Consider the following 23498-nt stretch of genomic DNA (forward strand, 5'->3'; position numbering starts at 1 on the left):
CCATGTCAACGAATTGACGCTCCGGACGTTAGAAAACGCCGTCCCCAGATGCCGGATTGGTACGGAAACCTGGAACTTCAATCATCCACTGGGACTCAGGGGATTAGAGTCAGGAGAGAAAATGACTGACTCAAAAAACATAGCGCCATGCGCTGATGTTTCAACAGGTTTCAAGGCATCGGGTTTATTTGTTTGCGGAGTCAGGCTGTTGTGATGAATAGGCGCTCATGGTTGGTATTGGCAGTGGTCGGCGCAGGCTTGGCCGCCACAGGTTGTTCTGGCAAATCCATGCCCAGCAGCGTAAGCGTGAGCCAGCAAAAGCTGCAGGAAATGGTCTCCTCCCGCTTTCCCCGACAGTTCCCCGTCGCAGGGCTGCTGCATCTCAATCTGAGTGCCCCGCAACTGCTCATGGTGCCCGAGCGCAATGCCATCAATGCCCAGATTCCGGCCGAGCTCAGCGGCAAGGTGCTCAAGGAAAAATACAGCGGCCTGCTCAATGTGGATTTTTCCCTGCGCTACGAGCCCACGGACCGCACGCTGCGCGCCTATCAGATCAAGGTCAACAGCCTGAGCATGGACGGGCTGGCCCCGGCTCTCAGCGATATGCTGGCCACCTACTCCACGGCTCTGGCGGAGCAGGCCATGGGCCAGGTCGTGCTGTATCAGCTGCAGGACAAGGAGCTGGCCCTGGTCGAAGCCATGGCCATGGAGCCCGGCACCATCACCGTCACGCCGCAAGGCCTGACCGTGCAGCTGCTGCAGAAAACCCCGCAGGACGCCAAGCGCTGAACCGCCGCACCGCCAAAAGCCCGCCAGGCCACAGCCATGCGGGCTTTTTTGTTGTCGAGACCGGACTCAGCGCGGCTTGGCGACAGGCTCCAGCCCCGTGTCGCGAATCGCCTTGGCCGCAGCGGGCGAGGTATAGAACTTGAGCAATTGCTCCAGCCCCTGGGGGTTGGTCGATGTGCTGGCTGTACCGGCCGAAAAGAAGGTGTAGTGCTGTACCGAATCGGGCAGCGTTCCCACATAGCTGACACCCTCGATCGGCAGCAGCTCGCTGACCTGCTGCAGGCCGATTTCCGCCTCGCCGCGCGCAACTATGGTGCCCACACGCTCGGTCACGATCTTCTTGCTCTTGGGCATGACCTGGTCGTGAATGCCCAGCTTCTTGAGCATCTGCGTTTCGTAGTAGGTACCGCTGGCGCTGGCCGAATAGGCAATGCTCTTGGCGTTCAGCAGCACCTGGCGCAGCTTGTCCTCGCTGCTGATGTCGGGGATGGGTGCACCCTTCTTTACCGCCACTCCCACGGCCGAGCGCACCAGGTCGATCTGGGTTCCTGGTACCACCAGGCCCTGGGCCGCGAGCTGGTCCAGCGCACCCCGCGCGAGGATCACCACATCGGCCTTCTCGCCCTGGCTCAGACGGTTGGGAATCGAGGTCGGCGATGCGCCCATGGACGAGCCATAGGCCGACTCGACCGCGATGCCGGTCTGGGCCGTGAACTGGGGTGCCAGCAATTTGTGCGCCGCAGTAAAGCCGCCCGAAGTCATGAGGCGCACAGGTTCCGGTGCCGGCTGCGGCTTCGGGGCCTGCTGGGCACAACCGGCGGCCAGGGCCACGGCGCTGATCAGCAGCGCGCGGCGGGCCGTCAAAAAGGTAAAGGGCTTGTTCATCGCTATGTCTCCGTATTGTTTTAAGTTGAAATGGCTTCAAACCTTTGCGCAGCAAACGCAAACAGCTATGTTTGTCATAGCTTCTCAACGGAGCACATTGTGAAAATCCACGGCCCGTCCGTCCAATACCGTTTGCGTCTGGACTTGATACGAAAATCGTCCTATGGATTTGCGTCGCCTTACCTGTTTTCTGGCCGTGGCCGAGGAACTGAATTTCAGCCGTGCGGCCCAGCGCCTGCATATGAGCCAGCCCCCGCTGAGCCAGCAGATCCGCCTGCTGGAGCAGGAGATGGGGGCGCAGTTGTTCGAGCGCTCACGCCGCGCCGTGGCACTGACGCCTGCAGGCCTGCTGCTGCAGGAAAAAGCGCGGCAGATCGTGGAGCTGCACCAGCAGGCGGGCGAGCTGGTGCGCATGGCGGCCCATGGCCTGGCCGGGCGGCTGCGCATTGCCTTCACGGCATCGGTGCCGCTGTTCGACGAGTTCTCGGCCATGCTGCGCGACTTCCGCAGCCGCCACCCGCAGGTGGAGCTCGATCTGCAGCACATGACCACGGGCGAGCAGATCGCGGCGCTGACGGCCGGGCAGATCGACATCGGCTTTATGCGGCCCTCGCCAGCCTTTCGCATTCCCGTGCCGATCCGCGAACAGACTTTGTGGCGTGACGAGCTGATGCTGGCCATGCCCGCCAGCCAGGCAGCAGCGGTGAATCACCCCATCGCACTGAGCGATCTGGCCGATCAGGCTTTTGTGCTGCATCCGGCCGTGCTCGGTGGCGGTCTGCACGAACATATTCTGGCGCTGTGCAGCGAAGCGGGCTTTGTGCCGCGCATCGCCCAGCCGGCGCGCGAGACCTCGACCATGCTGGCACTGGTGGCCGCCGGGCTGGGCCTGTCCATCGTGCCCAGCGTCTATCAGCGCATCTGCCCGCCCGGCGTGGTGCTGCTGCCGCTGACCGATGCCGCGCGCCACTCGCGCATTGCACTGGTCAGCATGCAGCAGGCGCCATCACCCTGCGTGCAGATGTTCTGGCAGCTGCTGCGCTGAGCAGTCCGTGTCGCGCATCAGTCCGCGCGAATATCGGCAGCCCGGATGACTTCGCCGAGCTGCCGGGTCTCGGCCTGTATGAAGCTGCCGAACTGGGCCGGTGTTCCGCCCATGGGCGTGGCTCCCATATCGGCCAGCGTCTGAGTGACTGCCGGCGTGGTCAGCGCCTTGTTGAGCGCTGCGTTCAGGGCCTGTACCACGGCCTCGGGTGTTCCCTTGGGTGCCACCAGGCCCCACCATACGGTGGCCTGCACATCCACACCCAGGGAGCGCGCAGTAGGCACCTGGGGCAATAGGCGCGAGCCATCCTTGTTGAGCACCGCCAAGGCGCGCAGGCTGCCGCTGCTCACATGGCCCGCCACCTCCAGCGGGTTGATCGCCATGAAGTCCAGACGTCCGCCCAGCAGATCTGTCACGGCGGTGGAGCCACCTTTGTAGGGAACATGCACGCCCTTGAACTGCCCTGCCTTTTCCAGCAAGGCACTGGCCATATGGCCCGAACTGCCCACGCCTGCCGTGCCATAGGACAGGGCGCCGGGCTTGGCCTTGCCCGCGGTGATGAGTTCGGCCAGGCTTTTGTACGGCGATTTGGCGTTGACCACGACGACCAGCGGCGCCTCGCCTATGCGCCCCACCGGAATCAGGTCGGTCGCCGGATCGAAGCTGAGCTTGGAGTACAGCGCCTTGTTGGTGGTCAGCGTATTCGAGGCCGTCAGCAGCGTATAGCCATTGGGCGTGGCGCGTGCCACCGCCGCCATGCCGATATTGGTGCCGCCGCCGGGCTTGTTTTCCACCACGATGGACTGGCCCAGAAACTCCGCCATGGGCGTGGTGACCAGCCTGGTCACGATGTCCACGCCACCGGCTGGCGAATACGGCACGACGACCGTCACGGCACGTTCTGGAAATCCTGCAGCCACTGCAGCACCGCTGACCAGCGCCAGCCCCGCACCCAGTGCGGCAGCGCCCAGTCCCAGCGCTTGCCGCCGAGACAGCAAAGCGCAAGAAGAAACCTCTTCATCCATGAAGAAAGAATGGGGGCTGCGGGGAAGCTGATGCATGTCATGTCTCCGTGATTCACTTCTTATGAAGCACCCAATATCACCCCGTGAAGCGCCGCCCCTGATGAGGGAATCTGCGTACCCGCATCTGCCCCCCATCTCCAATTGGCATCGCTGCCTGCAAGCCCGCATGACAACAGGTAGGATGATCGAGAGCTTTGCGCCGCGGCCTGCCAGCCCACGCCAACTGCCCCTGCGGGGGCCAAGAGATTGCCAACACGCTCCGAAGGAAACTCATGACGCAACCCCAAGTACTCGCCGAATTTTCCGTGACCCGTAAATGGCCTGCGCAGCACCCCGAGCGCATCCAGCTGTACTCGCTGCCCACGCCCAACGGCGTGAAGGTGTCGATTGCGCTGGAGGAAATGCAGCTGCCTTACGAGGCGCATCTGGTCAGCTTCCAGACCAACGACCAGCTCACGCCCGAGTTTGTGGGCACCTTCCCCAACAACAAGATTCCCGCCATCATCGATCCGCAAGGCCCGGGCGGCCTGCCGCTGGCCCTGTTCGAGTCGGGCGCCATCCTGATCTATCTGGCCGAAAAATCCGGCAGCCCCTTGCTGCCTGCAGCACCCGCAGCGCGCTACGAAACGCTGCAGTGGCTGATGTTCCAGATGGGCGGCGTAGGTCCCATGTTTGGCCAGGTAGGCTTCTTCCACAAGTACGGCGGCAAGGACTTCGAGGACAAGCGCCCGCGCGACCGCTACATCAACGAATCCAAACGCCTGCTGGGCGTGCTGGAGCAGCGCATGCTGGGCCGCCCGTGGATCATGGGCGAGCAGTTCACGATTGCCGACATCGCCATCTGGCCCTGGGTGCGCAATATGGTGGAGGAAAGCGGCTACGACGCCGGCGAGCTGGTCGGCTGGAAGAACTTCCCGCAGCTGCAGCGCGTGCTGGCCTCCTTTGTGGCGCGGCCCGGAGTGCAAAAAGGTCTGAACATTCCGCCACGCGGCTGATCAGCAGCGTCCCGAGACGGGCCAACTGTTGCAGAAACGGCTGGCACTGTCCCACCGATGGTGTCTTTCAACGGGCGTGCCTGGCCTTATCTTCTGAGAACGTGTTGACGATCTCCTCGCGCCGCGACAGCGGCTTTGCGGGATGGGATGCAAGGCGCAATACCGCAGCAATAGCCGTGCTATTGCGAGGATTTGCAACGCCGCAGACCGCCCGCAAAGACACTGTCCCGAAGGGTTGGAGCGAAATCGGGCGATTTCTGCGCGCTGTCTCTTGCTTGCACCCCGGTGCAAGCGGCGAGCCATCCGCTTCGAACTCGTCCCGATTGCGCTCCAACGCGGCGGCGTAGAGATCGTCAACACGTTCTGAGAGTCAGGCTTTGCGGATGGCAATAGCCCACAAGGAGATCACCATGACCACGACCCACCCGATTCTGGAAAGCGCCCCTCTGGGCCCACGCTGGCCCTGCCTGGACCCTTTCCTGTTCTGCGCTCACCACGATGACAGCTACCCTGCCAGCGACGGCAAGATGGGCGTGCAGGCCGTGGAGTTCGAAGGCCGCGAAATGGGCAGCGACTTCAGCGCCAAGGATGGCTTTTCCATGTACCACGGCGAGCAGATCCCCGGCTTTCCCGGCCACCCCCATCGCGGCTTCGAGACCGTGACTCTGGTGCGCAAGGGCCGCATCGACCATGCGGATTCGCTGGGCGCGGCCGCACGCTTCGGCGGCGGCGACGTGCAGTGGCTGACGGCCGGCAAGGGCATCCAGCACTCGGAGATGTTTCCTTTGCTCAACAGCGACCAGCCCAATCCGCTGGAGCTGTTCCAGATCTGGCTGAACCTGCCTGCGAGGAACAAGATGGTGGAGCCCCACTTCACCATGTTCTGGAACGAGCAGATTCCGCGCCTGAGCTTCGGCGATGCGGCGGGCAGGAAAACCACTGTTACCGTGGTGGCAGGCTCGCTGGACGGTGCGGACAAGGCCTTGCCGCCGCCGCCCGAATCCTGGGCCTCCCAGGCTGACAGCGATGTGGCCATCTGGACACTGGCGCTGGAACCCGGCGCCCGCTGGACCATGCCCAAGGCTGCAGGTGCCGAAACCCATCGCATGCTCTACTTCTTTGTGGGCCAAAGCATGAGCGTGGATGGCGAAGCCGTGAACGAACATCTGGCCATGCATATAGCCGCGCAGCGCGACCTGGAGCTGGTCAACACCGGCAAGGACACCGTGGAGCTGCTTCTGCTGCAGGGCAAGCCGATCGGCGAAACCGTGGCCCAGTACGGCCCCTTCGTCATGAATACGCAACAGGAAATCATGCAGGCCATGCAGGACTATCGCCGTACCCAGTTCGGCGGCTGGCCCTGGAAGGACAACGACCCTGTGCATGGTGCCGAGAACCGCCGCTTTGCGCGCTACCCCGGCGCGACCGAGGACGACCTGCCCCCGCTGGCCGCTACCGCCTGAAAATGGCACTGTCGGCGGCGGTTGTTCAAACGCTGCCACAATGTGCGCCTGACCGCCACGACCTTTGCGGGCCGTGGCTGCTTTGTTTTGGAGCCGCTCAAACCGCAGCCTGCGATGGGCCTATGGGTATGAGCCGCTCGCGGAATCTCCAGACTGTCATGAACATCACCAAAGACACTGCCGTCACCATCAATTACAAGATTCACGAGCTGCTCGCGGGCGGCGTGGCCGTCAAACTGCTGGACAAGGGCGATGTGGCCTATCTGCACGGCGGCTATGACAACATCTTCGCCAAGGTCGAAGCCGCTCTGGACGGCAAGCAAAAAGGCGATACCGTGACCGTGGACCTGGCCGTGGCAGACGCCTTCGGCGAGCGCGACGAGAGCCTCAAGCGCACCATTCCCAAGGGCGAGTTCCCCGCGGGCGTGAAGGTGGGCGGCCAGCTGCGCGGCACCAACGACCAGGGCCTGCCCCAGATCTACAACGTGGTGAAGATCAAGGGCCCCGTGGTGCTGCTGGACGGCAACCACCCTCTGGCCGGTTTTGCACTGCGCTTCAGCGCGGTGGTCAACGAGGTGCGTGCAGCTTCGGAAGAAGAAATCGCCCACAAGCATGTGCATGGCGGCCACGGCCATCACCATTGAAAACATAGCTGCCAGCGCACACCCTTAAAGGACTTCAGCATTATTTCCAACTGAAATCCTTTGCCAGCGAGCGCAGACAGCTATCAAAACAAAAGGCCCCCGGATTTTTGTCCGGGGGCCTTTTGTTTTCGGGGGTGACTCACTCAGGCCGTCAGGCGATCCAGAGCTTCGCGGTACTTGGCAGCGGTCTTGTCGATCACTTCCTTGGGCAAGCGGGGTGCGGGAGCCTTCTTGTCCCAGGCCTTGCCGTTGACCTGCGCCTGCTCCAGCCAGTCGCGCACGAACTGCTTGTCGTAGCTGGGAGGGTTCTCGCCCTTGGCCAGCGCGTCCTCATAGCCTTCCACGGGCCAGTAGCGCGAGCTGTCGGGAGTCAGCACCTCGTCCATCAGCACCAGGGTGCCGTCTTCGGTCAGGCCGAACTCGAACTTGGTGTCGGCAATGATCATGCCCTTGGTCAGCGCAATTTCAGCTGCTTCCTTGTAGATGCGGATGGCGGTGTCGCGGATCTGGGCAGCGAGCTTCTCGCCCACCATTTCCACTGTGCGCTCGTAGGTGATGTTCTCGTCGTGATCACCCATTTCGGCCTTGGCCGCAGGGGTGTAGATGGGTTCAGGCAGCTTGGCCGCATTGGTCAGGCCGGCGGGCAGCTTCACGCCGCAGACCGATTGCGATTCCTGGTATTCCTTCCAGCCGCTGCCGGCCAGATAGCCGCGCACCACGGCCTCGATCAGCACGGGCTTGAGGCGCTTGACCAGCATGGAGCGGCCTTCGACCTGCTTGACTTCCTCTGGCTTGACCACGGACTCGGGCGCTTCGCCGGTCAGGTGGTTGGGGCAGATATGACCGAGCTTGTCGAACCAGAACAGCGCCATCTGCGTCAGCAGCACGCCCTTGCCGGGGATGGGCTCGCCCATGATCACGTCAAAGGCCGACAGGCGGTCGGAGGCCACCATCAGGATGCGGTCATCGCCCACGGCGTAGTTGTCGCGGACCTTGCCACGTGCAAGCAGGGGCAGCGAGGCAATGTTGGAGGTATGCAGGGCGGAGGGCTGGGTGGTCATATCGAGATAGGGGCTGTCAGGCAATTCAGGCGTGCAGTCGGTCAGCAGGCGCCTGAAAGCCCAAGGGGCTGCCAGCGTCGCAGGCCCGAGAGGCGGCTGCGTAAAAACGCGATTTTAATGGCGCAGGCAGGGGTTTGGACCGTCACGGTCTTTGGCTGCCTGCGGGCGCAGCAATAGAGCTCATGCGGGCGACAAGGCAAGACCTGCCCAGACCACCCAAAGCCGCTCATTGTGGAGCCAAAACGGCCAGCCATCAAACTGGAACACAAGGCCCCTGACTAGCCTGCGCTATCACCGTTTTTTCGTTGCCTTTGCCCCAGCCCGGGCGCATAGTGGGTTCACAGGCAAAGACGAATGCGCATTCCGAACTGCAAGGCTGTGGCACAGCACCAAACCGCTGTAAATCCACAGTGATTTCACCGAAAGCCAAGGAGTGTTTTGTTATGAATTTGACGATTAGCGGTCACCATCTGGAGGTCACTCCCTCGCTGCGCAGTTACGTCATGGCCAAGCTGGACCGCATTCTCAGGCACTTCGATCAGGTCGTGGACGTCAAGGTCCTGCTGACAGTCCACAAGCAAAAGGAAAAAGACAAACGACAACGCGCCGGTTGCACCGTACGCGTAAAAGGGCAAGACTTGTTCGTTGAAACCCAGCACTTCGACCTCTATGCCGCCGTGGATGCACTGGCAGACAAGCTCGACCGTGTGGTGATCCGATACAAGACCCGGCAGCAGGGCGGTCGCTCTGTCGCCAAACGCTTGACTGCAACGGAGGCACAACTGTCAGCGGTGTCAGTTTGATGACAGCGAGGCGCAAGCCAAGCGTTTGCGCCGGTTTGTTGCAAGGCTGTAGCCTTGTTACAACGCCAAAAGCGCCGCCCTACGGGGCGGTTTTTGATGGTGATCAGGGTTTCCCCACGGTTTTCAGCGCTGCGGTGCATAATTGTTGATCACACCATGAATCGCCTAGCTTCTATCCTTCCCGCCGCTCAAGTGCTTGTGAGCGTTGATGTCACCAGCAAGAAACGCGCTTTTGAGGAAGCGGGTTTGCTCTTTGAGAGCTTGCATGGTCTGTCACGTGCCCTGATTACCGATAGCCTGTTCGCGCGCGAGCGCCTGGGCTCCACGGGACTGGGGCACGGAGTTGCCATTCCCCATGGCCGCATCAAAGGCCTGACAGCCCCCATGGCTGCAGTCTTCCAACTGGGCACCCCCATCGGTTTTGACGCCCCGGATGAACAACCCGTCAATCTGCTGATCTTCCTGCTGGTGCCCGAAGCGGCCACCCAAAAGCATCTGGAAATCCTCTCCGAGATTGCCGAGCTGCTCAGCGACAGTCAGTTGCGCGAGCGCCTGAAGTCCTCTTCCGACGCGCAGCAGCTCTACAACATGATTGCCACCTGGCAGTCCTCCGCCGCTCCAGCGGTCTGAGATGACTGAAACCCCGGACACTGGATCAGCGTTCCGGGTCGTTTTTTCCTGCAAGGGCCTTTGCCCGGTGCCTGCGGTGCCGGCCAGAGGCCTTTTCCTTGTGCCACAAGAGGCTCGCCATGAGACCCAGCGCCATCAGTGCCGACGTATTGTTTGAGGCCTTTCGCAACTCCAGCCTGCGCTGGCAATGGGTTGCAGGCCTGGGCGCCTCGGAGCGCCGCTTTGACGAAATGGCCGTGCGCTCGGCCCGCTCGGGCGCCGACCTCGTGGGCTATCTCAACTACATCCACCCTTACCGGCTGCAGGTGCTGGGCGAGCGTGAAATCGCCTATCTGACCAACGCCACCTCCCAGGACTGCCTGCGCCGCATCGCCCGCATCGTGACGCTGGAGCCCCCCGTGCTGGTGCTGGCCGACGGCCAGGAAGCTCCGGACGAGCTGATTTCCATGTGCGAGCGTTCGCACATTCCGCTGTTTGCCACCAAGGAGCAGTCAGCCTTCGTCATCGACGTGCTGCGCGCCTATCTGTCCAAGCATTTCGCCGACCGCCTCACCATGCATGGCGTCTTTATGGACATTCTGGGCATGGGCGTGCTGCTGACGGGCGAGTCTGGCCTGGGCAAGAGCGAGCTGGGGCTGGAGCTGGTCACGCGCGGCAATGGCCTGGTGGCCGACGATGCGGTGGACCTGTACCGCATCAACCAGACCACCATCGAAGGCAAGTGCCCCGAGCTGCTGCAGAACCTGCTTGAGGTGCGCGGCATCGGCCTGCTGGACGTGCGCGCCATCTTTGGCGAGACCGCCGTGCGCCGCAAGATGCGACTCAAGCTCATCGTGCATCTGGTGCGCAAGGAAACCATGGAGCGCGAATACGAGCGCCTGCCGGCCGAGCCGCTGACCCAGGACGTGCTGGGCGTGCCCGTGCGCAAGGTGGTGATCCAGGTGGTGGCGGGCCGAAACATCGCCGTGCTGGTGGAAGCTGCCGTGCGCAACGCCATCCTGCAGCTGCGCGGCATCGACACCTACCAGGAATTCGTGATGCGCCACCGCCGTGCCATGGAAAGCGGCGAGTCGTTCTAGACCAGCTGCAGCTTTCCGGGCGCTGCAGCCGGGAAGACCTGCTGCAGTTGCTGGCGGCTCAGGCCATACATGCGGCCGAACAGCCCGCCGAGCACCGCACGATATTCATTGAGCACCGGATAGTCCCGGTTCTGGAACAGCGTTTTCTCGCTGACCTCCTGCTGCTCGCCCAGCACATTGCCGCCGGCCTGGGCCGACAGGCCGCCGCCCAGAAACCAGTACACCGTGCCATGGCCGTGATCCGTTCCCTTGTTGCCGTTCTCGCGGAAGGTGCGGCCGAACTCGCTGATCACGGCCACTACCGTGTGGCGCCAGGCTTCGGGCTCCATGGTCTGGGCAAACGTGGCCAGCCCCTGGCTCAGATCCGTCAACCGATTGGCCAGATTGCCGCTGGCGCCCCCCTGGTTCACATGGGTGTCCCAGCCGCCCACATCGACAAAACCCAGGTCGTATTGCTCACGCATCAATAGCGCCATGCGCTGGGCCACCAGACTGAAGCCCTTGGCACTGATGGCATCGCGGCCCGCCTTGTCCATTTCTTCCTGGATGCTGCGCTGCACGGCACTTTGCGTGGCAAAGCCCTCGCGCACGGCGGCATCCAGGCTCGTCCCCTGATACATGGAGCTGATGAGCTGGCTGCGCTTGCCATCTGTCGTCGCAAACCGCCCCGAGGTCAGCGCCATATTGGCCACCTGGGCGCTGCCGCGCAGGGACAGCGGCAACTGTGCCGTAAAGGCCATGGGCAGCGTCTGCACATGCGAACGGCTGTCTTTTTGCAACACCTGGGCCAAGCGGTTGAGAAAGCCCGAAGGGTCGCTGCTGCGGCCTTCCAGCGGCTGGCCCAGCTCGATCGAATCCTGCGTTTCAAAGTGACTGCGGGATAAATCATTGCTGCCCGCAAACGGCACAAAGCAGGCCTGCTTTTGCTCGAACAACGGCAGCAGACTACCCTGCAGCGCAGGATGCAGGCCCCATTGCCCGTTCAAGGCCAGGGCGCCATTGGCCTCGCCCGGCCGGGCAATAGCAATCGTGGGTCTGGCCTGGTAGTAAAAGTCGCTGTGCGTAGGTACGAGCAGGCTGTTGCAGTCATAGGCACCGCGCAGGAACACCAGCAAAAAGCGTGGCGAGTTGCTTTGCAGCGGCCCCGCCAGCGCCTTGCGCAGATGAAAGGCCAGCGGCAGCGTCGCACTCAGGCTCAGGAATTGACGTCTTTGCATGCGGCTCTCCTCAACGGAACATCATCTCGGGCGCGGCCAGGAAAAAGCTGTTCCAGTCCGCCGGATTTTTGGCCTGGGCCAGCGTGGCCTGTGTGGACGGGCTCAGCACCGGCAGGCGGGCCCTGACGCTGGCGCGTCCGGCAAGATCGGGGTATGGCGGCTTTTCCAGCGGCGCCTTGGGATCGCTGCGAAACAGCACGGCGCCGCGCGCACCTATCTGCTGGGCCACGGCAAAGCGGCTCATCATCTGGCCGGAACTGGACCAGTCCGACTGCGCCTGCGGATAGCCGTTTGGCGTTTCATAGCCATAAAGCGGCTGGCCCAGCTGGTTGATCCAGCTCTGCACCGGCCCCACATCACTGGCCACGCGCTGGTCATAAGCCAGGCGCACGGCGCCCAGCACATAGTGCATGGGGTCCTTGAAGCGCTGCCCGTACTGCTGGGCCTGCGGATCGCCCAGCAACTGGGCCAGCGTGGCTGCGATATCGCCATGGCTGCGCGCAAAGGCCTGGGCCGTACGCTCCACCAAGGCCGGCTGCGGGTTATCGCCCAGGAAATACACAGCGAGCTTGCGCGCTATGAAATGTGCAGTGGCTGGAGCAGCCACGATGCGGTCCAGCGCCTCATTGAGCTGGGCATAGCCGGTTTTCTGCAAAGGCTTGCCCAGAAAGATCTGGGGCGCGTAGTCATGGCGGTTGGGGTTGAACTCGAAGAAACCCTGGCGCAGATAGTCGCCCTGGCGCTCGGGCCTCAGCCTGGGCGGCGGAGCATCGGCATCACGCGTGGTGAAGCCCACACCCGTCAGCACATGGGCCATGGCCTGCACATCGGCCTGGGTGTAACCACTGCCCACGCCCATGGTGTGCAGCTCCAGCAGCTCGCGCGCATAGTTCTCGTTGATATGTCCTGCTGCATTGCTGGCATTGTCCAGATACAGCTGCATGGCAGGGTGGCGCATGCTGGCGGTCAGCAGATCGCGAAAATTGCCCAGCGCATGGGGGCGTATGGCCTGCTCTTCATAGTCGCCCACCCACAGCCGCACATCGCCTTTGCGGGTGCTGACGTTGAAGTGGTTCATCCAGAACCAGGTCATCTGCTCCTGCAGCTGATGGGGCGAGTACAGAGCGCGCCAGATATGGCGCTGCTGGGCCTCGGTGCTCAGCTGGTTCAGTTGGCTCTGCACCTGCTGGCGCAGTTTGGCGGCCTCGTCGGGGTTCTGCTCGGCGCGAATCTGTTGGCGCAGATCGGCTATCTCGCGCTGAATCTGAGCCATGGGCTTTTGACTGATGCTCAGCGCATCGATGCGCTGCTGCACCTCGGCCGGCATGGGCTGGGTCGAGGCCGTGAGTTGCGCACTCAGCCATCGTTTCAGACCTTGCTGCTGCAACTGGGCCGCTTCATGATCGGTAGCTCCCCAGCTCACGCGGTCCAGCCACTGCTGGCGCTGCAGATCGGTCAAGCGATCCGGCAGCGGGCTGGCCCGCAGCGTCTGCTCTGCCTCGGCACTGAGCCTGGATGGCGCCAGCGGCGCACAGGCCGTCAGCAAGGCCGCACCCAGACAGGCCAGAGCCTCGATACTCAAAACACGCCGCAATTGCATAAGCCACGCCTCCATGAGCACCAAGCATAGGCCGCCGCGCTGAACATCGGCTTAACACAATCGGTGCGCGCGTAACAAGCTCAGTAAAACGTAAAAGGGGCGAGGCACTCAACATGCCTCGCCCCTTGAAATGTCAAACGCTGCGGTTTACTTGGCCGCGCGCGCCACGCATTCCGCGCATTGGCCGTACAGGGCCATGGAGTGATCCTGAATCACCCAGCCCTTGTCCTTGGCGATCAGGTTCTGGCGCTTTTCAATCTCGGCGTCATAGAACTCCTCGACCTTGCCGCAGCTGGTGCAGACCAGATGGTCATGGTGCTGGCCTTCGTTGAGCTCGTAGACGGCCTTGCCGCTTTCGAAGTTGCTGCGGATCAGGATGCCTGCCTGCTCGAACTGCGTGAGCACGCGATAGACCGTGGCCAGACCGATGTCCGAGCGCTCGTCCAGCAGCACGCGAAACACGTCTTCAGCCGTCATGTGGCGCTGTGCGCCGGTCTGAAAGATCTCCAGGATCTTCAAACGCGGCAAGGTGGCTTTGAGGCCTGTGCTTTTCAGTTCATCAATATTTTTCATGTCGGTATCTCTTGGTGGACTCAGGGCACATGCGCAAGGCCTGTCCAGACAGAACCGGGGAGAGCTTTACACCCTGGTGCGAGGGAATCTCCGGGGTCCGACAGAGCCTGCCGCTACAATGAACCTGATCATATCCCTATGCCATTACCCATGCATGTTCAAGCCCGTAGCCGCGCAGGTCTGGCCCTGACGTTGGCAATCGCAGCGGCACTGGCCGGCTGCAACAGTCTCGATGGCGCGGCACACCGTGTCGCCAATACCATCACCCCCTACAAAGTGGAGGTCGTGCAGGGCAACTTCGTCTCCAAGGAGCAGGTCGAAGCGCTGCAGCCCGGCATGAGCCGCCAGCAGATCCGCGACATCCTCGGTACACCGCTGGTCACCAGCGTCTTTCACTCCGACCGCTGGGAATATGTATTCACCATCCAGCGCCCCGGCGTGGAGCCGCAGGTACGCAAGCTGACTGTCTTCTTCAATGGTGACAGCTTTGCCCGTGCCGAAGGTGACGAAATGCCTTCCGAATCCGAATTCGTGGCCAGCCTGCAGGGCATGAAGGGCAAGCCCAAGGTCCCTCAGCTCGAAGCCACCGAGGCGCAACTGGCCAAGTACCCCGCCCGCCAGGCGGATGACGGCGCGGAAGCCACCGTCAACACCGCGCCTGCTGCGGCCAGCTACCCTCCGCTGGAATCCCGCTAAGCGCAGCAGATTCAGCATGAAAACGCGCTGAACCCGGCTTGCGACAAGCGAAGTACGCTCCTTTTTTCGTCGTGACTGTGCGTCTGCCGGTCACTGCACTGTTTTCCCAGATCAAGTGATAGCGCCATGACCGCATCCCCCTCCTCCACACCCCGTCAGCGCGTTGCCGTCGCCGGAGCCTCCGGCCGCATGGGCCACATGCTGATCGAAGCCATCCTGAACAGCAGCGACTGCGAGCTGGCTGCGGCACTGGACCGTGCGGACAGCCCCGCCATCGGCAGCGATCCCTCGGCCTTTCTGGGCAAGCCCAGCGGCCTGAAGATTGAAAGCGACCTGCGCGCAGCGCTGTCCAAGGCCGACTGCCTGATCGACTTCACCCGCCCCGAAGGCACGATGGAACATCTGACCGTGGCTGCCGAGCTGGGCGTGAAGGTCGTCATCGGCACCACCGGTTTTTCCGACGAGCAGAAGGCTCAGATTGCCGAGTTTGCCAAGAAGACCGCCATCATGTTCTCGCCCAATATGAGCGTGGGCGTGAACGTCACCTTCAAGCTGCTGGAGCTGGCCGCCAAGGCCTTGCAGCAAGGCGGCTACGACATCGAAATCATCGAAGCCCACCACAAGCACAAGGTCGACGCCCCTTCGGGCACCGCGCTGAAGATGGGCGAAGTCATCGCCGAAGCCCAGGGCACCCAGCTAGCCGACCGCGCTGTTTACGAACGCTTTGGCCACACCGGCGAGCGCAAGGCCGACACCATCGGCTTTGCCACCGTGCGCGGCGGCGACATCGTGGGCGACCACACCGTGCTGTTCGCCGGCACGGGCGAGCGCATCGAGATCTCGCACAAGTCCAGCAGCCGCGCCGGCTATGCCAATGGCAGCCTGCGCGCCGTGGGCTACCTGGCCGACAAGAAAACCGGCCAGTACGATATGTACGATGTGCTGAACCTGCGCTGATGCGCTGATTGCAAAAGGGCCGCAATGGCCCTTTTTGTTTTTTGAGCGAGGTGGTCAATGTCCGCAGCAACCTGGCAGTGGCTGGCACAGGGCGATAGCGTCACACGCAGCACGGCAGCGGTGATGCTGCTCATGTCCGTGCTCAGCTGGATCGTCATCCTCTACAAGCTCTGGTTCATGGCCAGGGCACGCCGCAGCGTCCCCCGCGCCATGGATGCCTTCTGGCAGATGCCCGACCTGCCCCAGGCCCGGGCCCGTGTACAGGCCCTCGACACCCAAGGCCTGGTGCGCCCCCTGGCGGACGCCGTGGCCGACACCACGGCTCAAGTCCGGGGCACCGCGCAAACCGGCTCTCTGGGCCTGAGCGCAGGCCAGGGCCAGCGCCTCATGCGCCAGCTGCGCGCCGCGCTCGGGGCGTCGGCACGCCAGCTGCAATGGGGCCAGACCTTGCTAGCCACCATCGGCACCACAGCCCCGTTCGTCGGGCTGCTGGGCACCGTCTGGGGCATACACCATGCGCTGGGCACACTGGCCGGCAGTGGCCAGGTCGATATTGCCCAGCTGGCCGGCCCCGTGGGCGAAGCCCTGGTCATGACCGCCGCCGGTCTGGCCGTGGCCCTGCCCGCCGTTCTGGCCTACAACCTGCTGGGCCGTGCGGCCAGCACGCTCGAAGCCCTGCTCGAAGGCTTTGCCCACGACCTGCAGGAACAATTCGGGCAGAACGCCCACTGAGCGGGAGCCGCCATGTCATTCGGACGCATGAGCAGCCGCACCCGCAGCGACGCCCCCATCAACAGCATCAACGTCACCCCCCTGGTGGACGTGATGCTGGTGCTGGTCGTCATCTTCATCCTCGCCGCGCCCATGCTGGCCGCCAGCCTGCGCGTGCAGCTGCCCAAGGCCCAGGCCGCTGCGCCGCAAACCCAGGTCGCCCAAGGCGACATGCTGATGCTGGAGATCAGCCCGCAGGGCGAAATCTGGCTGCAGGGCGCAGCCCGCGATGACGCGGCCGTGCAGCAGCAACTGCAAAGCCTGGGCCAACGCAACCCGCAGGCCGAAGTTCAGCTGCGCGCCGACACCAGCGTGCCCTACGGCCGCGTCGTGCAAATCATGGGCTGGGCCCATGCGGCGGGCCTGACCCGCATCGGCTTTGTCACCGATCCCCAGCCCCAGGCACCTGCACGCTGACAGTGACTGACGGTCGGCACGGCAAAAAATGCGTCCGCACCGACCGCCGCATCCCGCGCAACTTGCGCTGTCTCAAGCGGCTTGCAGATAAGACACCCTCAGAAGCAGATCAGGCTTGGCGCGGCGCCACGGCTGCGCACAATGATCAAAAGCCCCTCGGATCAACTAACGTAACAACTCCTGATGTGCAGGGCCTGATTCTGGCGTTACGATGGTCTGACCCGATCAAGAGTGCGTGACCAACTCTCCTCGGCCACGCGCTTCAGGGTACCCCGACAACTCTTTCGCCGCAGTGGTGCGGCATTTGGTGACTAGGAGGATTTGCATGCAAGTACAGGTTCATGCCGACGATTCCATCCAGGGTGGTGAGTCTCTGGCGCAATGGGCACAGGAGGAGATCAATAGCAAGTTGGCTCGCCTGAAGGAATACGTGGTGCGTGTGGAGGTCTTCCTCACAGGAGTCGATGCCCTCAAATCCACCGGAGGCCCGGGCAAGCGCTGCGTACTGGAAACCCGAGCCACAGGCCGGCCGCCCATCGCTGTCAACGCCGAAGCGGAAAAGGTCAAGGAGGCCTTCAGCGCGGCCATCGACAAGCTCAAGCGTGCTGTGGAAACAGACTTGGGCAAGCTCAAGGACAAGAATCTGCGCGAAAGCGTAAGGGGTGTGGATGACCCCAGTGCGGAGAATGCCGCGACGGCCTGATGGCCTTCGTTAGTACGCTCTAAAAAAATGCCACTCAGATTGCTGGGTGGCATTTTTTATGGGCACTTTGTTTGGATTGCTGCGTTGCTAAAGGTTTTAGCCAAATGTGGCTCTATCGCTTATCTATAAAGCGCGAGTAGCTATCAAAATTATTCTTGTTGCTTGGCTTGCGACAGAGGCCGGGTCTCGCCCCAGCAGGCGAGTTACCTTTCTTGCCCGCACAAGAAACGTAACCCAAAGAATGCGACCCGATTGCCTGCGTCCCTGCGCTTCGCTCCGGGCAAACCTGCGTCACGCAATTCAGGCTGCGGTACGGCAAAACTCACTTCAAGCTTCGCTCTCCGTTCAAACACGTTGCCGTAAATTTGATCACGAAGCATTGGCACTCTTCGGTGCCAATGCCCGCATCCTGAACCGCGTGCCGCAGGCGCAGCCAGACGGGCGGGAGCGGGTACGGACGGCCTACGAAAGTTATGACGAAATTGGCTTCTAGTGTTTACACATCAAGCAACACGATAAGAAGTCCACCCTGAACAACCTGTAAGTCGTTGATCTGACTCGCGGTTCTTCGGATTGATAGGCGCAGGATTTGCAAGGTATGGTTTTGCCAGTACCTGTTTTCTTGCAAATTCCTCCGAGGAGTCCGATGCGCCCGAAGCTTTCCCTGCCCCAGAGCGGCGAGTTGTTCCGCCCGCGCCTGGACGAGCAGATCAATATGCGCCACCCGCTGGTACGCTTGGCTGGCTTGATGGACTGGGAGCAGATCGAGCGGCACTTTGCCAGCCACTTCACCTCGGGCCGTGGCCGCCCGGCGCTGCCACCGCGTCTGGTCGCCGGTTTGCTGTACTTGCAGCACGCCAACGATGCTTCTGACGAGGCAGTTGTGAACACCTGGGTGGAGAACCCGTACTGGCAGTTCTTCTGCGGCGAGACCTACCTGCAAACCGAGTTGCCCATCGATCCCAGCAGCCTGACGCGCTGGCGCCAGCGCATCGGCGAGGAAGGCGTGGAGGTGCTATTGGCGATAACCATCGAGGCCGCTAAGGCCGCAGGGCTGATCAACAAGGCCAGCGTGCAGCGGGTCATCGTGGACACCACCGTCATGCCCAAGGCCGTGGCGCACCCCACCGACAGCCGGCTGCTGGACAAGAGCCGCCAGCACTTGGTCAAGGCGGCCGAAGACAACGGACTACGGCTGCGCCAGAACTACAACCGCGTGGCCCCACGGCTGGCTGCGCAGATCGGGCGCTACGCACACGCTAAGCAGTTCAAGCGCATGCGCCGGGCGGTGCGCACGCTGCGCACCCGTGTCGGCCGCGTGCACCGCGAGGTGGCCCGCCAACTGCATATGCTGCCCGAATCGGCCAAGGCGAAGGTCCAGGACCTATTGCAGCGCACCGGCCGCATCCTGACCCAACGCACCAAGGACAAGAACAAGCTGTACGCCCTGCACGCGCCGGAGGTGGAGTGCATCAGCAAGGGCAAGGCCAGGACACCCTACGAGTTCGGCGTGAAGGTCAGCATTGCCATCACGCTCAAGGAAGGCTTGGTGGTGGGCATGCGCTCCATGCCTGGCAACCCCTACGACGGCCACACCCTGGCCGAGACGCTGGAGCAGGTGGGCATCCTCACCGGCACGGACAGGCCGCCCCCCACGGCCATCGTGGACAAGGGCTACAAGGGCGTGAAGCTTGAAGGGGTACGCATCCTGATGTCAGGCCAAAAGCGAGGCATCACCCGAACGCTCAAGGCCATGATCAAAAGGCGTAGCGCCATCGAGCCGGCCATCGGGCACATGAAGATGGACGGGCGGCTGGGCCGTAATCCGCTCAAGGGAGCGCTGGGCGATGCGCTGCATGCGGTGATGTGCGGCGCCGGGCACAACCTGCGCCTGATCCTGGCCGCGCTGCGGCTTCTATGTGCCCGATTCGAGCTGTCAGTGCAGGAGATCATCACGGCACTGATCGCCGCTGCGGTCCAGCGCCGACCAGCCCGCGGCTGAGAACTGAATTGTTCAGGGCGGACTAAGAAGCTATCCAGCTTCACTTGCTCTTTTTCCCGAAGGTGCAGCAGTAGAGATAGTTTTCTTAAAAAATCTCTTTTCAAGAATCCGTGATAAATACTTTTATAGAGTTTTTCTCCTCTAAGAAAGTAAATTTTATTACTTGATAAATTTTAACATTCACAATTTCAGACAAAAACCTTTTCTACACCAGAATATATTTTCTCAACTAAAGAACCAGGACGACTAACAGCATGCTCCATTATTGAATGATGATTATGCCTAACAGGTCTCCCTTTATAAGAAAGATTTCTAATTGCTAATGCAAAAAGTGACTTCCCTCTTAATTTCACAGAATAATCCCGAAGAATTTCATCATGCAATTCATTAGGAAATATTTCATTGTCATTAAGTCTTATCATTCTGTCAAATTCGTTATCATCATCCAAAACTTGATTAGGGTGAATTTTAAGCTCAGAACAATCTCCATTCAAATTTCTACTCAGCGCTATTGAAAACCATTTCAAAAATCTCTCCAACTCCTTACCAAAGCTTTCTTTCTCGGCATTAGTCATTAAATTCAGAACATTGACGTCTCGAAAAACATCATTTTCTATCGAATAACCATCTGTGAATATCAAATTTCTTGATTGATAGTTAGAAGGTATTCCAGTCAAAACCCATAAATCCTTATCTGCAATAAATGCCACGCTTTTATCTATGAATTCGTCCCTACGATCATAGATAGACAATACATTATCACGCCCTCCTACTGGAAGTAAGGAAATAAATCCATCACCAATATCCTCCACTTTTCTATAAACAATCACATCATCCAAGCCCTCAATAACAACCGTCGGCAAAAATGATTTCTTTATTACGGCAATAGCCTCATCCACTGTTAACTGTGTTTTCCCTGAGCCAACCATTTTATTCTCCATTATCCCCACGATCACTATCTACCGCAACTTCCTTTTCAGGGTATTTGTTGTACACAAATGGGGAATGTGTCGCCACAAGAAACTGGTTGCTTGGATTTTGCTCAGTGAGAATCTTGAAAAATATTCTTTGCCAATCAACATGTAAGCTTAATTCAGGCTCGTCAATAACAAATACAGAATTATTTAGAAAAGCGTTATAACAAATGAACGAAAGCAGTTGCTTTTCCCCTGCTGACATCTGGTCAGAATTAATTGCATTAGCTGCATCTCCAAAATTAAGCCGACCTCCAATTTTAATACCCGTATTGGAAAATATTTTTGAAACTATTTTCTGTACAGCATCCATTGGCCGCATTATTTCCGTTCTTTTATCTTCAATTTCTTCAATTCTTTTTCTAATATCTATCAATAATGCCCTTTCACTTACAGGCCCAATCAATTCATCATCGCCAGATTCATATTTTTTAATATGCTCAATTATCTCTTGGCTTTTATTATTCTGATAACTTGAAGCTTTATCATTTAAGTTCGTATATTGCCTCAACAAAAGCTGAACAATATCTTGGGTAGAAAGTGATGCAACAAACTTATGATCTTTTCTACTAAATTTCTCAGAGAGCGCTACCATTGCCTCTTCAATATCGCTTGAACTTTTTCTTCTTAAGCCAGACCCAAAAATTGAAGAGGCTTTCATTGAAAATCCGCCTTCAATTCGTCTAAATGTCGGAAAAAAAATTGATGACCCTGTATCTCTCAAAAAGGCAGATACATTGTTCATCACACTGTCCAACTCCTCCTGATCAAGCCACTCTTCATGATCATCCCCAAAGAACAGGTCATCATTCAAATTTCTTTGAACAGAGTTTTCACTTAGCTCTCTTTTTTTAAATTCAATTGAATTATCATCAGTCGTTAAACACATAGTCTTAACGCCACGACTTGAAGTCAATTCAATTTTTATGGAATACAGGTCAGTTTCCAGATAAAGTTTTTTAAATAAAACCTCATCCAATGCTTGCGCGATATTTCCGCTGACTACAAACCAAAGCAATTTCAGAAAAGTTGTTTTTCCAGAACCATTTCTTCCGGTAATTATATTAATATCATTATTGAAATTTGCATTTATTAATCCAATTTTCCCATTCAAATTTTCAACATTGAAGTTTTTTATTTTCATCTCTCATCCTTATCAAAAAACCAAATTGGTTAAAGAAAATTACAATAAAATTGCCTTTAAAATTGCCCGCGTCGAGGCCACATAAACCAACCTAGCCTCCAACGCCCCATCCTTCTCAACATCCTTAACCCGGCGCTCTTCCTCCGAAGTAACCACCGCAACCACAGGCCACTCCAACCCCTTGCTCGCATGCATGGTCATGACCTTGATGGAATCGTGTTCGGGTTTGAAGTCGCCAGACTTCTGCCGCACGCGGTAAGGCAGGCCTTTGCGGCGCAAGGCATCGGCGCAGACAAACATTTCGTCCTTATGGCGGCATAGCACCGCCATCTCACCCCAGGCATGGCCCTGGGCATGCTGGTCGGCCAGCAGTTCGGCCACGCGGGCAGCGTTCGGGCAGGGTGGGCAGGTCGATAACGATGGGCTCTGGGCCTTCGCGGCCGCAGCTTAGCGGTTTGAGCAGGGGGATGCCGTCTTCGTCCTTGGCATCCTCGGGTGTGAGCATGTCGCCTGCCACACGGTGGGCCAGTTGCAGTATCTGGCGCGTGTTGCGGTAGTTGATCTTGAGAATGGTGGTACGGCCAGACGCCTGTATGCCCACGCTTTTAAGGCTGAAGTTGCGCTTCTGGCCCCGGTCGTAAATGCTTTGCGCGTCGTCGTAGAGCAGCAGCAGGCTGTTGGTGCTTGGGTCCACCATTTGCGTGACCAGCTTCAGCCATTCGGGTGCGAAGTCATGACCTTCGTCGATAAGCACTGCGTGGTATTGGCCTGCGGGGATGTGTTTGTCATCCACGCCTTTGATGACGCGCAGCACAAACTCTTCCATGGCCTTGCCTACGGGCCATTTGTTGACGTCTTCGGGCAGCAGGTTGTAGGTCACCAGCTGATCGCGGCACCATTTGTGAAAGTGGCGCACATGGACGCGGTCCTGCAGGCCTTTGGTTTCCATGCTTGCGGCCAGTTTCACGCCCAGCGGCTCGTTGTAGCAAAGCACCAGAATCGGCTTGCTGCCCGCAGTCTGGGTCTGTGCCAGATGCTCGGCGCGGTAGCCGAGGATCATGGTCTTGCCCGAGCCTGCCACGCCGTGAATGACGCGGTGGCCGTCGCCCAGGCTGCGCGCCAGTTGCTCCTGCTGCAGGTCCATGACGCGCATGATGTCGGGCAGGTCTTCCTCATCATGCGCCTCGTCGCCAAACAGATTTTGCTGCTGGGGCACGCGAATTTCGGGAAACAGTATCCAGCGTATGCGGTCCAGCTGGGGCAGGCTGATGGCGCGGCCAAAGCTGTGGGGAAACATATTCCATAGCCGCTGCTGAAAGGCCTCGGCGTCAACGGTTTCGACCATTTCATCCTGGCAGATGACCAGATGGCCGGGCAGCGCATCGCCCAGGCCCGCCGCATCAAACTGCTTGCGCGTGATGCGGGTGAAGACCACGCCATGGCCCCAGGGAAAGGCCAGCTTGCCCTGGTGTGGGCCGTCGCCCTGCACCAGTTGCGAATCGCGCTCCAGCGCGTTGATGACCTGAATCGCGCAATGGCGGGCCTGCTGCAGCGGACTGATCACGACCTTGGGCTGACCGGTGCCACTGTCAAGAATCTCGAAATATTCGCGCGTGGCCTTGCGAATGGTTTCCAGATGCCAATCCTTAGTTTCCAGAATCAGCGCACCCCGGCGCGGGTGCACCACCACAAAATCGGGCCGCGTCTGCTTGGGGCCAATCGGCACATCCCACCACAGCAAATAATCGTTTTCAAGTTTCTGCTGCAAACGTTCTGCCAGCCGTTTTTCTCCGCTGGTCATCCGCCCCGCGCAACTGCCGAGCGCGGGTATTAATACCGCCATTGCCTCCACCTTTTACATGTATCTTCTTGTTTCAAGAATGAGGTGTTTATAGCCGATGAACCCTTTCTGAATCTTGCAAAGACGATAAAAGCTGTCGCTCACATTGGCGAGATGCGGGTTTGCATTTATTTGGGGTAGCTCAGGGATTTACTTCCAGAACCTTTATCTCAGATCTCAGGCCT

22 protein-coding genes and 1 pseudogene are annotated in these 23498 nt (G+C 59.7%); 14 read left to right on the forward strand and 9 right to left on the reverse strand.

Annotated features, from left to right (window positions below; all coding sequences use genetic code 11):
- Positions 1-288 precede the first annotated feature (288 nt).
- Positions 289-789 carry a DUF1439 domain-containing protein gene (locus QMY55_RS23770; protein WP_283486541.1) on the forward strand — a complete coding sequence of 167 codons (501 nt, stop codon included), beginning with the start codon at positions 289-291 and terminating at the stop codon, positions 787-789.
- A 66-nt stretch (positions 790-855) separates the two neighbouring features.
- Here the strand turns inward: QMY55_RS23770 and QMY55_RS23775 are convergent, their stop codons facing one another.
- Positions 856-1674 (reverse strand): substrate-binding domain-containing protein, encoded by an 819-nt coding sequence (locus QMY55_RS23775; RefSeq protein ID WP_283486542.1) that lies wholly within the window; start codon positions 1672-1674, stop codon positions 856-858.
- 163 nt (positions 1675-1837) lie between these two features.
- Here QMY55_RS23775 and QMY55_RS23780 point away from each other — a divergent pair, with 163 nt between their 5' ends.
- The gene (locus tag QMY55_RS23780) at positions 1838-2719 is read left to right on the forward strand and encodes a LysR family transcriptional regulator (protein WP_283486543.1); all 882 of its coding nucleotides are present in this window, start codon (positions 1838-1840) and stop codon (positions 2717-2719) included.
- Positions 2720-2736: 17 nt separating this feature from the next.
- Here QMY55_RS23780 and QMY55_RS23785 read toward each other — a convergent pair whose 3' ends face one another.
- Positions 2737-3780 carry a Bug family tripartite tricarboxylate transporter substrate binding protein gene (locus QMY55_RS23785; protein ID WP_283486544.1) on the reverse strand — a complete coding sequence of 348 codons (1044 nt, stop codon included), beginning with the start codon at positions 3778-3780 and terminating at the stop codon, positions 2737-2739.
- 236 nt (positions 3781-4016) lie between these two features.
- Between QMY55_RS23785 and QMY55_RS23790 the strand changes: the two genes are divergently transcribed.
- From QMY55_RS23790 to QMY55_RS23800, 3 genes are all read left to right on the forward strand, one after another.
- Positions 4017-4739, forward strand: a complete 723-nt coding sequence (locus QMY55_RS23790; protein WP_283486545.1) for a glutathione binding-like protein — start codon at positions 4017-4019, stop codon at positions 4737-4739.
- A 410-nt stretch (positions 4740-5149) separates the two neighbouring features.
- Entirely contained in the window at positions 5150-6202 is a 1053-nt protein-coding gene (locus QMY55_RS23795) for a pirin family protein (protein WP_283486546.1), read from the forward strand.
- A 158-nt stretch (positions 6203-6360) separates the two neighbouring features.
- A complete protein-coding gene (locus tag QMY55_RS23800) occupies positions 6361-6846 on the forward strand; it encodes an FKBP-type peptidyl-prolyl cis-trans isomerase (RefSeq protein ID WP_034350897.1) in 486 nt (161 codons plus the stop codon).
- A gap of 143 nt (positions 6847-6989) precedes the next feature.
- Here the strand turns inward: QMY55_RS23800 and QMY55_RS23805 are convergent, their stop codons facing one another.
- Positions 6990-7907: a phosphoribosylaminoimidazolesuccinocarboxamide synthase gene (locus QMY55_RS23805; RefSeq protein ID WP_283486547.1), complete on the reverse strand. Its 918-nt coding sequence runs from the start codon at positions 7905-7907 to the stop codon at positions 6990-6992.
- 443 nt (positions 7908-8350) lie between these two features.
- Here QMY55_RS23805 and hpf point away from each other — a divergent pair, with 443 nt between their 5' ends.
- From hpf to hprK, 3 genes are all read left to right on the forward strand, one after another.
- A complete protein-coding gene (hpf, locus tag QMY55_RS23810) occupies positions 8351-8710 on the forward strand; it encodes a ribosome hibernation-promoting factor, HPF/YfiA family (protein WP_283486548.1) in 360 nt (119 codons plus the stop codon).
- A gap of 156 nt (positions 8711-8866) precedes the next feature.
- Positions 8867-9340 (forward strand): PTS sugar transporter subunit IIA, encoded by a 474-nt coding sequence (locus QMY55_RS23815; RefSeq protein ID WP_283486549.1) that lies wholly within the window; start codon positions 8867-8869, stop codon positions 9338-9340.
- 119 nt (positions 9341-9459) lie between these two features.
- A complete protein-coding gene (gene hprK, locus QMY55_RS23820; protein WP_283486550.1) occupies positions 9460-10419 on the forward strand; it encodes an HPr(Ser) kinase/phosphatase in 960 nt (319 codons plus the stop codon).
- Here hprK and QMY55_RS23825 read toward each other — a convergent pair.
- The 3 genes from QMY55_RS23825 to fur all read right to left on the reverse strand — a co-directional run bounded on the left by QMY55_RS23825 (position 10416) and on the right by fur (position 13809).
- Complete coding sequence (locus QMY55_RS23825; protein ID WP_283486551.1) at positions 10416-11636, reverse strand: DUF1501 domain-containing protein; 1221 nt, start codon at positions 11634-11636, stop codon at positions 10416-10418. The two genes, hprK and QMY55_RS23825, sit on opposite strands and share 4 nt — an antisense overlap.
- Positions 11637-11646: 10 nt before the next feature.
- Entirely contained in the window at positions 11647-13236 is a 1590-nt protein-coding gene (locus tag QMY55_RS23830; RefSeq protein WP_283486552.1) for a DUF1800 domain-containing protein, read from the reverse strand.
- A 147-nt stretch (positions 13237-13383) separates the two neighbouring features.
- The gene (gene fur / locus QMY55_RS23835; RefSeq protein ID WP_283486553.1) at positions 13384-13809 is read right to left on the reverse strand and encodes a ferric iron uptake transcriptional regulator; all 426 of its coding nucleotides are present in this window, start codon (positions 13807-13809) and stop codon (positions 13384-13386) included.
- Between the two features lie 150 nt (positions 13810-13959).
- On the opposite strand from fur, the gene QMY55_RS23840 reads away from it, so the two are divergent.
- The 6 genes from QMY55_RS23840 (at position 13960) to QMY55_RS23865 (ending at position 19355) form a co-directional block, all read left to right on the forward strand.
- Positions 13960-14505, forward strand: a complete 546-nt coding sequence (locus QMY55_RS23840; RefSeq protein WP_283486554.1) for an outer membrane protein assembly factor BamE — start codon at positions 13960-13962, stop codon at positions 14503-14505.
- A gap of 126 nt (positions 14506-14631) precedes the next feature.
- Complete coding sequence (gene dapB / locus QMY55_RS23845; RefSeq protein ID WP_283486555.1) at positions 14632-15462, forward strand: 4-hydroxy-tetrahydrodipicolinate reductase; 831 nt, start codon at positions 14632-14634, stop codon at positions 15460-15462.
- A 57-nt stretch (positions 15463-15519) separates the two neighbouring features.
- Positions 15520-16194, forward strand: a complete 675-nt coding sequence (locus tag QMY55_RS23850) for a MotA/TolQ/ExbB proton channel family protein (RefSeq protein WP_283486556.1) — start codon at positions 15520-15522, stop codon at positions 16192-16194.
- A 12-nt stretch (positions 16195-16206) separates the two neighbouring features.
- Entirely contained in the window at positions 16207-16650 is a 444-nt protein-coding gene (locus QMY55_RS23855) for an ExbD/TolR family protein (RefSeq protein WP_283486557.1), read from the forward strand.
- A 325-nt stretch (positions 16651-16975) separates the two neighbouring features.
- Entirely contained in the window at positions 16976-17353 is a 378-nt protein-coding gene (locus tag QMY55_RS23860) for an HPF/RaiA family ribosome-associated protein (protein ID WP_283486558.1), read from the forward strand.
- Positions 17354-17999: 646 nt separating this feature from the next.
- A complete protein-coding gene (locus tag QMY55_RS23865; RefSeq protein WP_283486559.1) occupies positions 18000-19355 on the forward strand; it encodes an IS5 family transposase in 1356 nt (451 codons plus the stop codon).
- A gap of 188 nt (positions 19356-19543) precedes the next feature.
- Here QMY55_RS23865 and QMY55_RS23870 read toward each other — a convergent pair whose 3' ends face one another.
- From QMY55_RS23870 to QMY55_RS23880, 3 genes and pseudogenes are all read right to left on the reverse strand, one after another.
- A complete protein-coding gene (locus QMY55_RS23870) occupies positions 19544-20284 on the reverse strand; it encodes a DUF4435 domain-containing protein (protein ID WP_283486560.1) in 741 nt (246 codons plus the stop codon).
- Position 20285: 1 nt separating this feature from the next.
- A complete protein-coding gene (locus QMY55_RS23875; RefSeq protein WP_283486561.1) occupies positions 20286-21473 on the reverse strand; it encodes an AAA family ATPase in 1188 nt (395 codons plus the stop codon).
- Positions 21474-21512: 39 nt separating this feature from the next.
- Positions 21513-23316: pseudogene (locus QMY55_RS23880) on the reverse strand (DEAD/DEAH box helicase).
- Positions 23317-23498 lie beyond the last annotated feature (182 nt).

The sequence above is a fragment of the Comamonas resistens genome (assembly GCF_030064165.1).
Classification (GTDB): Bacteria; Pseudomonadota; Gammaproteobacteria; order Burkholderiales; family Burkholderiaceae_C; genus Comamonas; species Comamonas resistens.

Excerpts from the sequence above, each read along its gene's own strand:
- hprK (WP_283486550.1), top strand. The coding sequence starts at position 9,460 with ATGAGACCCAGCGCCATCAGTGCCGACGTATTGTTTGAGGCCTTTCGC.
- QMY55_RS23875 (WP_283486561.1), bottom strand. The coding sequence starts at position 21,473 with ATGAAAATAAAAAACTTCAATGTTGAAAATTTGAATGGGAAAATTGGA.
- QMY55_RS23830 (WP_283486552.1), bottom strand. The coding sequence starts at position 13,236 with ATGCAATTGCGGCGTGTTTTGAGTATCGAGGCTCTGGCCTGTCTGGGT.
- QMY55_RS23855 (WP_283486557.1), top strand. The coding sequence starts at position 16,207 with ATGTCATTCGGACGCATGAGCAGCCGCACCCGCAGCGACGCCCCCATC.
- QMY55_RS23775 (WP_283486542.1), bottom strand. The coding sequence starts at position 1,674 with ATGAACAAGCCCTTTACCTTTTTGACGGCCCGCCGCGCGCTGCTGATC.
- QMY55_RS23780 (WP_283486543.1), top strand. The coding sequence starts at position 1,838 with ATGGATTTGCGTCGCCTTACCTGTTTTCTGGCCGTGGCCGAGGAACTG.
- fur (WP_283486553.1), bottom strand. The coding sequence starts at position 13,809 with ATGAAAAATATTGATGAACTGAAAAGCACAGGCCTCAAAGCCACCTTG.
- dapB (WP_283486555.1), top strand. The coding sequence starts at position 14,632 with ATGACCGCATCCCCCTCCTCCACACCCCGTCAGCGCGTTGCCGTCGCC.
- QMY55_RS23805 (WP_283486547.1), bottom strand. The coding sequence starts at position 7,907 with ATGACCACCCAGCCCTCCGCCCTGCATACCTCCAACATTGCCTCGCTG.
- QMY55_RS23790 (WP_283486545.1), top strand. The coding sequence starts at position 4,017 with ATGACGCAACCCCAAGTACTCGCCGAATTTTCCGTGACCCGTAAATGG.
- QMY55_RS23795 (WP_283486546.1), top strand. The coding sequence starts at position 5,150 with ATGACCACGACCCACCCGATTCTGGAAAGCGCCCCTCTGGGCCCACGC.
- QMY55_RS23825 (WP_283486551.1), bottom strand. The coding sequence starts at position 11,636 with ATGCAAAGACGTCAATTCCTGAGCCTGAGTGCGACGCTGCCGCTGGCC.
- QMY55_RS23850 (WP_283486556.1), top strand. The coding sequence starts at position 15,520 with ATGTCCGCAGCAACCTGGCAGTGGCTGGCACAGGGCGATAGCGTCACA.
- QMY55_RS23865 (WP_283486559.1), top strand. The coding sequence starts at position 18,000 with ATGCGCCCGAAGCTTTCCCTGCCCCAGAGCGGCGAGTTGTTCCGCCCG.
- QMY55_RS23815 (WP_283486549.1), top strand. The coding sequence starts at position 8,867 with ATGAATCGCCTAGCTTCTATCCTTCCCGCCGCTCAAGTGCTTGTGAGC.
- hpf (WP_283486548.1), top strand. The coding sequence starts at position 8,351 with ATGAATTTGACGATTAGCGGTCACCATCTGGAGGTCACTCCCTCGCTG.
- QMY55_RS23770 (WP_283486541.1), top strand. The coding sequence starts at position 289 with ATGCCCAGCAGCGTAAGCGTGAGCCAGCAAAAGCTGCAGGAAATGGTC.
- QMY55_RS23800 (WP_034350897.1), top strand. The coding sequence starts at position 6,361 with ATGAACATCACCAAAGACACTGCCGTCACCATCAATTACAAGATTCAC.
- QMY55_RS23860 (WP_283486558.1), top strand. The coding sequence starts at position 16,976 with ATGCAAGTACAGGTTCATGCCGACGATTCCATCCAGGGTGGTGAGTCT.
- QMY55_RS23785 (WP_283486544.1), bottom strand. The coding sequence starts at position 3,780 with ATGCATCAGCTTCCCCGCAGCCCCCATTCTTTCTTCATGGATGAAGAG.
- QMY55_RS23840 (WP_283486554.1), top strand. The coding sequence starts at position 13,960 with ATGCATGTTCAAGCCCGTAGCCGCGCAGGTCTGGCCCTGACGTTGGCA.
- QMY55_RS23870 (WP_283486560.1), bottom strand. The coding sequence starts at position 20,284 with ATGGTTGGCTCAGGGAAAACACAGTTAACAGTGGATGAGGCTATTGCC.